At 62.7% G+C, this 10,832-nt stretch carries 11 protein-coding genes and 1 pseudogene; 9 read left to right on the plus strand and 3 right to left on the minus strand.

Features of this window, described 5'->3' with window-relative positions; translation table 11 throughout:
• The 3 genes from ABZE94_RS16385 to guaD all read left to right on the plus strand — a co-directional run.
• Positions 1–430 (plus strand): molybdopterin cofactor-binding domain-containing protein (locus ABZE94_RS16385; RefSeq protein ID WP_372876550.1); only part of this gene is annotated, 430 nt, incomplete at its 5' end.
• Positions 431–655: 225 nt separating this feature from the next.
• Entirely contained in the window at positions 656–1,492 is an 837-nt protein-coding gene (xdhC, locus tag ABZE94_RS16390; RefSeq protein ID WP_372876551.1) for a xanthine dehydrogenase accessory protein XdhC, read from the plus strand.
• A 130-nt stretch (positions 1,493–1,622) separates the two neighbouring features.
• Positions 1,623–2,927 (plus strand): guanine deaminase, encoded by a 1,305-nt coding sequence (guaD, locus tag ABZE94_RS16395; RefSeq protein WP_372876552.1) that lies wholly within the window; start codon positions 1,623–1,625, stop codon positions 2,925–2,927.
• A 193-nt stretch (positions 2,928–3,120) separates the two neighbouring features.
• Here guaD and ABZE94_RS16400 read toward each other — a convergent pair whose 3' ends face one another.
• Positions 3,121–3,891 carry a GntR family transcriptional regulator gene (locus tag ABZE94_RS16400; RefSeq protein WP_372876553.1) on the minus strand — a complete coding sequence of 257 codons (771 nt, stop codon included), beginning with the start codon at positions 3,889–3,891 and terminating at the stop codon, positions 3,121–3,123.
• A 633-nt stretch (positions 3,892–4,524) separates the two neighbouring features.
• Between ABZE94_RS16400 and ABZE94_RS16405 the strand changes: the two genes are divergently transcribed.
• Positions 4,525–5,874: an NCS2 family permease gene (locus ABZE94_RS16405; RefSeq protein ID WP_372876554.1), complete on the plus strand. Its 1,350-nt coding sequence runs from the start codon at positions 4,525–4,527 to the stop codon at positions 5,872–5,874.
• 69 nt (positions 5,875–5,943) lie between these two features.
• The gene (locus tag ABZE94_RS16410) at positions 5,944–6,570 is read left to right on the plus strand and encodes a LysE family translocator (protein WP_372876555.1); all 627 of its coding nucleotides are present in this window, start codon (positions 5,944–5,946) and stop codon (positions 6,568–6,570) included.
• 129 nt (positions 6,571–6,699) lie between these two features.
• On the opposite strand, the gene prmB is transcribed toward ABZE94_RS16410, so the two are convergent.
• On the minus strand, positions 6,700–7,617 hold the full coding sequence (gene prmB / locus ABZE94_RS16415; protein WP_372876556.1) for a 50S ribosomal protein L3 N(5)-glutamine methyltransferase: 918 nt from the start codon (positions 7,615–7,617) through the stop codon (positions 6,700–6,702).
• 234 nt (positions 7,618–7,851) lie between these two features.
• Here prmB and nhaD point away from each other — a divergent pair, with 234 nt between their 5' ends.
• The gene (nhaD, locus tag ABZE94_RS16420; RefSeq protein ID WP_372876560.1) at positions 7,852–9,081 is read left to right on the plus strand and encodes a sodium:proton antiporter NhaD; all 1,230 of its coding nucleotides are present in this window, start codon (positions 7,852–7,854) and stop codon (positions 9,079–9,081) included.
• Here nhaD and ABZE94_RS16425 read toward each other — a convergent pair.
• On the minus strand, positions 9,075–9,245 hold the full coding sequence (locus ABZE94_RS16425) for a hypothetical protein (RefSeq protein ID WP_372876557.1): 171 nt from the start codon (positions 9,243–9,245) through the stop codon (positions 9,075–9,077). The two genes, nhaD and ABZE94_RS16425, sit on opposite strands and share 7 nt — an antisense overlap.
• Before the next feature lie 158 nt (positions 9,246–9,403).
• Between ABZE94_RS16425 and ABZE94_RS16430 the strand changes: the two genes are divergently transcribed.
• The 3 genes and pseudogenes from ABZE94_RS16430 to ABZE94_RS16440 form a co-directional block, all read left to right on the plus strand.
• Entirely contained in the window at positions 9,404–10,000 is a 597-nt protein-coding gene (locus ABZE94_RS16430; RefSeq protein WP_372876558.1) for a cysteine hydrolase family protein, read from the plus strand.
• Between the two features lie 103 nt (positions 10,001–10,103).
• Positions 10,104–10,424 (plus strand): hypothetical protein, encoded by a 321-nt coding sequence (locus ABZE94_RS16435; protein ID WP_372876559.1) that lies wholly within the window; start codon positions 10,104–10,106, stop codon positions 10,422–10,424.
• Between the two features lie 174 nt (positions 10,425–10,598).
• A pseudogene (locus ABZE94_RS16440) lies at positions 10,599–10,832 on the plus strand (DNA mismatch repair protein MutS); the annotation flags it as partial.

The raw sequence follows: 10,832 nt of genomic DNA on the forward strand, positions 1-10,832 counted from the left end.
CGCCTCGCTGAACCCGGCCATCGACACCGGTCAGGTCGAAGGCGCCTTCGTCCAGGGCATGGGCTGGCTGACCATGGAAGAGCTGGTGTGGAACGGCAAAGGCAAGCTGATGACCAATGGTCCGGCCAGCTACAAGATCCCGGCCATCGCCGACATGCCGCTGGACCTGCGGGTCAAGCTGGTGGAGAACCGCAAGAACCCGGAAGACACGGTGTTCCACTCCAAGGCCGTGGGCGAGCCGCCGTTTATGCTCGGCATCGCCGTGTGGTGCGCGATCAAGGACGCCGTGGCCAGCCTGGCCGATTACCGCGTGCAGCCGGCAATCGACGCCCCGGCCACCCCCGAGCGGGTGCTATGGGGCGTGGAGCAGATGAAGCAATTGCAGCAAACGACCAAGGCCGCGGCCGCAGTGGCGATCGAACCGGCCTGAACCTGTAGCAGCCAGGGGAACGCCCAGTCCTTGCTGGCGATAGCGGTATCGAATCGCCAGCAAGCTGGCTCCTACAAACAGCCAAAGGTGTACAACAATGACAAAACACACCGAACCGAATAGCCAACCGACCCCGTCGGTGCCGGTTCCGGTACTGGACCCTTCGCCGAGCAACTGGCGCCTGCCACGCCCGGGACAACTACCGCCAACCTGGAGGCTGAGCAAATGAGCTGGATCAGCGCCCTCGCCGACCTGCAGCAGCAGGGCCAGCCTTGCGTACTGGTGACCATTATCGAAGAGCGCGGCTCGACGCCGCGCAACGCCGGCTCGAAGATGGTGGTCACCATGGATCGCATCTTCGAGACCATCGGCGGCGGTCACCTGGAATACAAGGCGATGGAGCTGGCCCGCGAGATGCTCGCCACCCGCAGCCAGGACACCCGCCTGGAGCGCTTCAACCTGGGCGCCAGCCTCGGCCAGTGCTGCGGCGGTGCCACTGTGCTGCTGTTCGAGCCCATGGGCCAGCCCCAGGCACAGATCGCCGTGTTCGGCGCCGGCCATGTCGGCCGCGCCCTGGTGCCGCTGCTCGCCAGCCTGCCGTGCAAGGTGCGCTGGATCGACTCGCGGGAAAACGAGTTTCCCGAGCAGATCCCCGCCGGGGTCGACAAGGTGGTCGAGGACGACGTAGTCGACGAGGTCGAGCGCATGCCGGCCGGCAGCTACTACATCGTCATGACCCACAACCACCAGCTCGACCTGGAACTGACTGCGGCCATCCTCAAGCGCAACGATTTCGCCTACTACGGGCTGATCGGCTCGAAGAGCAAACGCGCCAAGTTCGAACACCGCCTGCGCGACCGCGGCTTCACCCCCGAGGTGATGCAACGCATGCGCTGCCCGCTGGGATTGCCCGACGTGAAAGGCAAACTGCCGATCGAAATAGCCGTGTCCATCGCCGGCGAGGTGATCGCCACCTACAACGCCGCCTTTGGCCAGGACGTGAAGAAAGGCGAGAGCAGCGTGGCCAAGCTTCTACCGGCCTCGCGCAGAACTTCCTCGTAGGTTGGTGTTGAGCGAAGCGATACCCAACATCCGGTTCGTAGAACCGGCCAGGTCGTAGGGTGCGCTGTGCGCACCACCCCATCCTCCTCGGTGCGCACGGCGCACCCTACGCATGAACGAGATGCACTAGATGACTAGCACCCTCAAAGCCTACCGCGCCGCCATCCTGCACAGCCTTGCCGACCCCGCCGTGGTCGGCGTCGAGCAGTCCTATGAATATTTCGAGGATGGTGTGCTGGTCGTCGAAGATGGCCGGATCGCCAAGGTCGGCCACGCCACAGACTTGCTGCCGACGCTCAAAGGCGTTGAGCTGACCGAGTATCGTGACGCGCTGATCACCCCCGGCTTTATCGACACCCATATCCACTACCCGCAAACCGGGATGATCGCCTCCTACGGTGAGCAACTGCTGGACTGGCTGAACACCTACACCTTCCCCACTGAAAAGCAGTTCGCCGACAAGGCCCACGCGGCGGACGTGGCCGGCATCTTCCTCAAGGAGTTGCTGCGCAACGGCACCACCACCGCCCTGGTGTTCGGCAGCGTGCACAAGCAATCGGTGGATGCCTTCTTCGAGGCCGCCGAGTCGCTGAACCTGCGGATGATCGCCGGCAAGGTGCTGATGGACCGCAACGCTCCGGACTACCTGACCGACACCGCGGAATCCGGCTACGCCGAGAGCAAGGAGCTGATCGAGCGCTGGCACGGCAAGGGCCGCTTGCACTACGCCGTCACCCCACGCTTCGCCCCGACCAGCACGCCGGAACAACTGAGCCTAGCCGGCAAGCTGCTCGGCGAGTACCCGGATCTGTATATGCATACCCACCTGTCGGAGAACCGTCAGGAGATCGAATGGGTCAAGGAGCTGTTTCCCGAGCGCAAGGGCTACCTGGATGTCTACGACCACTACCAGCTGATCGGCCCGCGCGCGGTCTTCGCCCATGGCGTGCACCTGTGCGACGACGAATGCCAGCGCCTGGCCGAGACCGGCTCGGCGGTGGCCTTCTGCCCGACCTCCAACCTGTTCCTCGGCAGCGGCCTGTTCGACCTGAACAAGCTGGAACAGCACGGCGTGCGCGTCGGCCTGGGCACCGATGTCGGTGCGGGCACCAGCTTCAGCCAGCTGCAATCGCTGAACGAGGCGTACAAGATCATGCAGCTGCAGGGCAAGAAGCTCGACCCGTTCAAGTCGCTGTATCTGGCCACCCTCGGCGGCGCCGAGGCGCTGTACCTGGACGACAAGATCGGCAACTTCGCCAGCGGCAAGGATGCGGATTTCGTGGTGCTCGACTACAAGGCCACGCCGCTGATCGACTACCGCATGCAGCAGGCCAAGAGCCTGGCCGAAAAGCTGTTCGCCCTGTGCATGCTCGGCGACGACCGCGCGATCAAGCAAACCTTCGCCGCTGGTCAGTCGGTGCATTGCAGGGATTGAGGGGGTGTGGCGATCCGTAGGGTGGGTTAGCGGCGCCAACCTCGAGCGATCAGGCAGAGCTATCGTGGCGCGCCGCGTAACCCACCAGGCGATATACCGGGTTGCGCCTATGGTGGGTTACGGTGCAGCGGATCTTGCTGGTTCATCGCTATCGGCAACATGCACCTAACCCACCCTACAGGTCGATTATCAATCAGCGACCGGTTGGAGTACGCCCGGGCTTTTTCTTGCCGGTCTGCAACAGGTGCGAGAACACCGCGTGCAGGTCGTCCGAGGCGCTCTCCTCGTCGAGGTTGAGCTTGCTGTCGATATGATCCATGTGGTGCATCATCAGGCTCACGGCCTTGGTCGCATCGCGGGCCTCGATGGCATCGATCAGCTGGTTGTGCTCGTCGTAGGAGCAGTGCGAACGGCTGCCGCTTTCGTATTGGGCAATGATCAACGAGGTCTGTGATACCAGGCTGCGCTGGAAGCTGATCAGCGGCGCATTCTTCGCCGCCTCGGCCAGTTTCAGGTGGAACTCGCCAGACAGGCGGATGCCTGCACCACGGTCGCCACGGGAGAAACAGGCTTGCTCGTCCTTGACCATCTGCCGCAGTTCGGCCAGTTGCTCGGCCGTGGCATGCACGACCGCCAATTCGGTAATCGCGCGCTCGACCATGCGCCGCGCATAGAAGATCTGCCGGGCTTCTTCCACGCTGGGGCTGGCGACCACCGCACCACGATTGGGTCGTAGCAGCACGACGCTTTCATGACCCAGGCGCGACAAGGCGCGGCGGATGATGGTGCGGCTGACGCCGAAGATTTCGCCCAGGGCCTCCTCGCTCAGCTTGGTGCCAGGCGCCAGGCGCTGTTCGAGGATGGCGTCGAAGATATGCGCGTAGACGATATCGTCCTGAGTCCCGCCATGGCTGCTTTTGCCGGTGCCCGGCTGTTTCTTGAGAGGCTGCAATTGCTCGTTCATTCTGGCTCGCGTCGAAGAGGTTCGGCCTGTTTCCGGGACTCTACTGCTGTTCACCCGGTGACTGGCAAGCAGTAGCTGGCGGAAAACAGAAAAATACCGGCGCATTGTACACAATTCGATCAATCCATACAGGATCCGTACCGCCGGCGCGATGCCGCCCAGCAAGGTCGACCAGCCCTGCCGAATGTTGCCTGAGCTGCCGGTGCGGCCCGATTCCACTAAATTGATTTCTTATAAAAAACGATGCTGCCGCGAAAAAAATCAGCTTAAGGCGCCATTGACGGCAAGTATAGACGCGCTGAAAACACTCGCCGCAAGCTGCCGGAAAATCTCGGCAGTAATTTTATCCGACTGTTTTCAATACACTTTCCATAAGCCAGGAGCGATAACGTGCGCGCGCAGAACAGCGCAACAAGCGCTTATGCCACTCGCCAGGCATCGAAACAAAAATAGAAAACATTATTTGCTTTTTTTGTATACAACATCATAATCGCGCCAGTGTAGCTTTCTGACCTTATGGTCAACAAATGAGCCAGTGAGCACACCCAAACGCACCACCTACCTCAGAGAGCCGAAGCGTGTGCAATATCGACTCTGGGTGGTACACAACAAAAGAGATGAGGAGTACCCACTGTGGAAAGCGCTAAACAAGAACAACAGGCGACTCACGTCCAGGGGCTGGTCAAACCTGGCCTGCTCGATCGATTCTTCAAGCTGAGCGAACATCGCACCACGATCAAAATCGAACTGCTGGCCGGCCTGACGACCTTCGTCACCATGGCCTACATCATCTTCGTCAACCCCAGCATCATGGCCAGCGCGGGGGTCGATCACGGCGCGGCCTTCGTCGCCACCTGCATCGGCGCAGCCCTGGGCTGCTTCCTCATGGGTCTGTACGCCAACTGGCCGGTCGGCCTGGCACCCGGCATGGGTTTGAACGCCTTCTTCACCTATACGGTGGTCGGCGAGATGGGCTACAGCTGGCAGATCGCCCTGGGCGCGGTGTTCATCTCCGGCGTGCTGTTCATGATCATGAGCCTGTCGCGCATTCGCGAATGGCTGCTCAACAGCATCCCCATGAGTCTGCGCTTCGCCATGGGCGCCGGGGTCGGCTTGTTCCTCGGCCTGATCGGCCTAAAAACCGCCGGCATCGTCGTCGACAGCCCGGCCACCCTGCTGACCATGGGCTCGTTCGGCGAACCGACCGCGCTGCTGGCCGCCCTGTGCTTTCTGCTGATCGCGGTACTCAGTCACCGCAACGTGTTCGGCGCCATCCTCTTCAGCATGCTCGGCGTCACCGCCCTGGGCTGGGCCATGGGCCTGGTCGAGTACAACGGCCTGGTGTCGATGCCGCCAAGCCTGGCACCGACTTTCCTGGCCATGGATATCGCCGGTGCCTTCAACGTGGCGATGATCAGCGTGATTCTGGCCTTCCTCTTCGTCAATATGTTCGACACCGCCGGCACCCTGATGGGCGTCGCGCACCGGGCCAATCTGGTCGACGACGACGGCAAGATCCAGAACCTGTCCAGGGCCCTGAAGGCCGACAGCACCTCCAGCGTGGTCGGCTCTTTGGTCGGTTGCCCGCCGGTGACCAGCTACGTGGAAAGCGCCTCGGGCGTTGCCGCCGGCGGGCGTACCGGGCTGACCGCGGTCACGGTCGGCGTGCTGTTCCTCGCGGCGATGTTCTTCGCCCCCTTGGCCGGAATGATTCCCGCCTTTGCCACCGCCGGCGCGCTGATCTATGTGGCGATGCTGATGATGAGCGGCATGGCGCACATCGACTGGAAAGACCAGACCGATACCATCCCGGCGATCGTCACCGTGGTGATGATGCCGCTGACCTTCTCCATCGCCAACGGCATCGCCCTGGGCTTTCTGACCTATGCCACCTTGAAGCTGCTGACTGGCCAACGTGACAAGGTCTCCGTCAGCCTGTATGTGTTGTGCATCATATTCATCGCCAAATTCGCCTTCCTCTAAGGCGAATCAGGCAGCAACCGGCCTCGGCGTTTATCCGCCGGGGCTTTCCCGTATCTGGAGTGACGTGCAATGAGCCTGGAAACCTGGCTGCTGTTCAGCAGCGCCGCGCTGATCGTGATCCTGATCCCCGGACCGCTGTCGCTGCTGATGGTCAGCAACAGCCTGAACTATGGCCTGCGCCGCTCGCTGCCGGCGTTTCTCGGCGGGGTATCGGCCTCGATCTGCCTGCTCAGCGCCTCGGCGCTTGGTCTCGGTGCCCTGCTGCTGGCCTCGGAGCAGTTGTTCAGCGCCCTGAAGATCGTCGGCGCGCTCTACCTGTTCTACCTCGCCTGGCAGAGCTGGCAGGCCTCGCGCCAGGCCGCCAAGCCGGTCAGCGCCGAGGAGCAAGCGGTCAATCCGGGCTTTGCCGCGATGTTCTGGAAGGCTTTCGGCCTGGGCGCCAGCAACCCCAAGGACATCCTATTCTTCGCCGCCTTCCTGCCACAGTTCATGAGCGCCGAACGGCCGATGCCGACCCAGCTGCTGGTGATGATCGCCACCTGGGCGGCGCTCGATCTGAGCTGCAAGCTGTTCTATGGCCTCAGTGCCCGGGGTGCGGCGCGCTACCTGCGTTCGGGTAAAGGCCAGACGTGGTTCAATCGGGTCAGTGCGGCCCTGTTTGGCGGTGCTGGCGCGGCCTCGTTGCTGAGCCGCTGATACCAAGCGTGTGGCGGCGCGCCTGGGAGCTTGTGAAAAAACTCTCGCCTACTGCGGCCGCCTGCAAACGCCCCGCGTTACCCCAGCAAAGCTGCCGGGGCCGGGCGCGCTAACGCCGAGGCAACGGCATCAGACAAGCCGCTGGCGAAACAACGCCTGATGCTCGCGGCACTGCTGGGCCGCCAGCAGGAACACGCCATGGCCGCCGCGCTCGAACTCCAGCCAGGTGAAGTCGACTTCCGGGTACAGGGCCGCGACATGCACCTGGCTGTTGCCGACTTCGACGATCAGCAGGCCCTTGTCGGTCAGATGATCGGCCGCTTCGGCCAGCAGGCGCCGCACCAGATTCAGGCCGTCCTCGCCGCAGGCCAGGCCCAGGGCCGGCTCGTGCTGGTATTCGGCCGGCATGTCGGCGAAATCCTCGGCGTCGACGTAGGGCGGATTGGACACGATCAAATCGAAGCGCTGCCCGGGCAAACCGTCGAAGCCATCGCCCTGCACGGTGTAGACACGTTCATCCAGCTGGTGCCGCTCGATATTCTGGTTGGCCACCTCCAGCGCCTGGTACGACAGGTCAGCCAGGACCACCTCGGACTCGGGGAACTCGTAGGCGCAGGCGATGCCGATGCAGCCGGAGCCCGCGCAGAGGTCGAGGATCCGCGCAGGTTCCGCGGGCAGCCAGGGCTGGAAATGCTGCTCGATCGACTCGGCAATCGGTGAGCGGGGAATCAGCACGCGCTCGTCGACGATGAATGGCAGGCCGCAGAACCAGGCCTCGCCCAGCAGGTAGGCGGTCGGCACGCGCTCCTCGATACGCCGCTTGAGCAAGGCTTGCAGATGCGCGTGCTCGTCATCCTCCAGGCGGCAATCGAGGTAGCTGTCGGCGATTTCCCAGGGCAGATGCACCGCACCCAGCACCAACTGGCGCGCCTCGTCCCAAGCATTGTCGCTGCCGTGACCGAAGAACAGTTCTTCGCGATTGAAACAGCTGACAGCCCAGCGGATGTAATCACGCAGGGTACGTAAACGGGTAGGCACTGCAGTCACAAGAGTCTCTCCTGGCAAAAGTCGACGCAGTTTAGCCGAACCGCCGGCCCTGCATGCAGGGCCGAAAATAAATCTGTCGAGTCGAGCGCCAGCCACTGCCCGGGACCCAGGGGCTCCGATATAATTTGTAACGATTTCCCAACCCTTCCCTCCTCCTTCCGAGATCCACCGCAAATGGTCATAGAACCCTTCTCGCTCACGGGCTTGCTCGTGCTGGCGATATTCCTGTTTGGCATGACGCTTATCGTTTTTGAAGCACAATTGGAGATGGATAAATTCAAGCCCGCCATGTTCATGATGTCCGGCTTGATTGTCATCGGCGCCCACTACGCCATCAACGACCCCAACGGCTTCCAGTATTTCCTCCACGCGCAAAGCGAGACCAAGGAAGAACTGTTCGGCCTGATCGCCTTCATGGCGTTCATGTGGATGGTGGTCGAACTGCTCAACGAGCGGAACGTCTTCACCGCGCTCAATGGTTACCTGATGCGCAAGGGCCTGGGCGCCAAAGGCATGTTCTGGGCCACCGGCGCGCTGTCGGCGCTGCTCTCGCCGTTTCTCAACAACATCACCACGGCGATGATCTTCGGCAAGACGGTGAAGAACATTTCCACCAACCAGCGTTACACCCATGTGGCGCTGTGCAACATCGTCGTGGCGTCCAACTCCGGGGTGTGGTTTCTCGGCACCTCGACCAGCCTGATGGTGGTGCTGGCCGGCAAGATCAGCATCGCCGGGTTGTTGCTGCTGATCCCCTCGGCGCTGATCGGCTGGCTGCTGTGCGCCGCCACCCTGCACTTCTTCTACTTGCGCAAACTCGACGGCCAGAACCTGATCCACCTGGCCGACGCGGCGGAAACCGGCCTAAAGCCCGGCGGCGCGGGCCTGGCCATCGTCGGCTTCTTCGCTGTGGTCGGTGCGGTGCTGTGCAACATCCTGCTCAAGGTCAGCATCGAATTCGCCATCGGTATCGGCCTGGGCCTGGTCGCGCTCTATGCCTGGTTGCTGGTGCGCCGCGGCGTCGAACTGCCCTGGCAGGACCAGTTGCAGAAGGTCGAATGGACCACCCTGCTGTTCTTTATCGGCATCATTACCTCGGTGGCCAGCCTCAACCATGTCGGCTGGCTGACCTATATCTCGCAACTGTTCGAGGTGATGAGCCCAACCGCGGTCAACGCGATTCTCGGCGTGGCCTCCGGGGTCATGGATAACGTGCCGGTCGAAGCCGCCGCCCTGATGTCCAACCCGCAGCTGGGTCTCGATCAATGGGCACTGAACGCCTTGATGGTCGGAGTCGGCGGCTCGTTGACCGTGGTCGGCTCGGCCGCCGGGGTGATGGCCATGTCACTGGACAAGAGTTACAGCTTTGGCGTGCACCTGAAGTTCCTGCCGGCCATTCTGGTCAACTTCCTCGGTTCGCTGGGCGTCTGGTACCTGCAGTTCCAGATCTTCGGCCTCTATTGACCGAACCGCGCCCGGCGACCTGCCGGGCGCTCAGTCTTCTTGCGCCGCGGCGCGCGCAGGGGCCGCTCATTCGGCTCGCGCCTGAGCTCGCGAAACACCGCGATGGAAACCGCCAGGGCGAACAGCAACCAGAAATGTGCGGAAAACAGTGACAACAAATGCATGAGCAACTCCTTTTGCGTACGACTCCAGACCCTCTGGATAGGTTCGATTCTGTTCGTCGCCGCGTTAGCGCGCAAGGCTGCGCGCCGAAGAGGTTCACAGCAGCGTCACACAAGCGGACAATGAACACTAGTCGTCCGCGCCAGCGAGGAGTTCGGTAATGTCTCATCCGCAAACACTGTTTCAGCTCACAGGGCGCAGCCATGCCCCCGCCACCCTGGGCAATGCCACCCTGCTGATCATCGATGCCCAGGAGGAGTACCGCAGCGGCGTGCTGCAACTACCAGGGCTGGATCCGGCACTCGCGGAGATCGCCAAACTGCTGACCGCCGCGCGTAACACCGGCGCCGCTATCGTCCATGTCAAGCACCTGGGGATTCCCGACGGCCTGCTCGACCCCCGCGGCCCCCGCGGCCACCACTTGCCGGAGGTGGCACCGCTGCCCGGCGAGATCGTGGTGGAGAAACGCATGCCCAATGCCTTCTCCGGCACCGAGTTACATGACCAGTTGCAAGCGCTTGGCCACCTCGACCTGATCGTCTGCGGCTTCATGACCCACTCGAGCATCAGCACCACGGTGCGCGCGGCCAAGGACTACGGCTACCGCTGCACGGTGGTCGATGCCGCCTGCGCCACCCGCGACCTGCCGACACCGGACGGCAAGGTCATCAGCGCCGCCGACATGCACCGCGCGGAGATCATCGCCCTGGCTGACAACTTCGCGGCAGTGGTGGCGCAAGCCAGCGCCCTGATCTGAAGCGAACGATGACGGGTCACATCCTGCGGTCAGGCTTGGCAGGCCGCCGGAACCGCCATAATGTCTGCCGGTCATACCGCCGTTACTCACTAAGGAAGTCGGAATGAAGCTATCCGATGGTTTCGATGCTCGCCGCCTGCGCCCACGCGGGCCGGGCAGCTGGCGCATGCGTCTCGCAGCCATGCTGGCCGCACTGTTTGCCGCCTTCGGCGTGTTGCTGGCGATGGCCGGTGCAGCCAGCCTGCTCGGCCGCGCCCCGGCGCTCGGCGCGCTGAACGATTCGGTTGGCGCAGCCACGGTACTGCTGGTATTCGGCTTGTTCCTGCTGTGGGCCGGCATCGCGGTGTGGCGCATGTGCCGACGCCGCCTGCGCCGTCCCAGCGATTTGAGCATGGCTCCCCACCTGATGAAGAAACGCGACTGAAGCCTACTCGAGCGAGGCGGCACGAAAGCCGCAAAGTTTATAAAGCTATCGAGCGCGGTCGCGAGACCGTCTCCTGGTGTTTGCGGCAAGGCGCTTGGAGGCGGTCGTAGTAGGCAAGAGTTTTTTCACAAGCTCTCAGCCTTGGTTACACTAGCGGCCTTCGCGGAGGCCCAGATGCAAGACGACAACAGAGAAGATAACGACAGCGCCCTGTTCAAAGCCGAATTGCATGGCGTCAAGCCGATCAAGCATGACCGCGCCGATACTGGCAAAGCCAAGCCCGACCGCAAACGACTGGCCAGCCTGCGCCAGGCGGCGACCGTGCCCGTAGGCGCGGTCAAAGTCGACGGCCTGTCCGATCAGTTCGTCATCGACGTCGGCCCCGAAGATCCGCTGTACTGGGCTGCC

Origin of the sequence: Pseudomonas sp. (assembly GCF_041601375.1) — a bacterium.
GTDB lineage: Bacteria > Pseudomonadota > Gammaproteobacteria > Pseudomonadales > Pseudomonadaceae > Aquipseudomonas.

Coding starts and splice junctions, on each gene's coding strand:
- xdhC (WP_372876551.1), top strand. CDS start 656: ATGAGCTGGATCAGCGCCCTCGCCGACCTGCAGCAGCAGGGCCAGCCT.
- guaD (WP_372876552.1), top strand. CDS start 1,623: ATGACTAGCACCCTCAAAGCCTACCGCGCCGCCATCCTGCACAGCCTT.
- ABZE94_RS16400 (WP_372876553.1), bottom strand. CDS start 3,891: ATGAACGAGCAATTGCAGCCTCTCAAGAAACAGCCGGGCACCGGCAAA.
- ABZE94_RS16410 (WP_372876555.1), top strand. CDS start 5,944: ATGAGCCTGGAAACCTGGCTGCTGTTCAGCAGCGCCGCGCTGATCGTG.
- nhaD (WP_372876560.1), top strand. CDS start 7,852: ATGACGCTTATCGTTTTTGAAGCACAATTGGAGATGGATAAATTCAAG.
- ABZE94_RS16425 (WP_372876557.1), bottom strand. CDS start 9,245: ATGCATTTGTTGTCACTGTTTTCCGCACATTTCTGGTTGCTGTTCGCC.
- ABZE94_RS16430 (WP_372876558.1), top strand. CDS start 9,404: ATGTCTCATCCGCAAACACTGTTTCAGCTCACAGGGCGCAGCCATGCC.
- ABZE94_RS16435 (WP_372876559.1), top strand. CDS start 10,104: ATGAAGCTATCCGATGGTTTCGATGCTCGCCGCCTGCGCCCACGCGGG.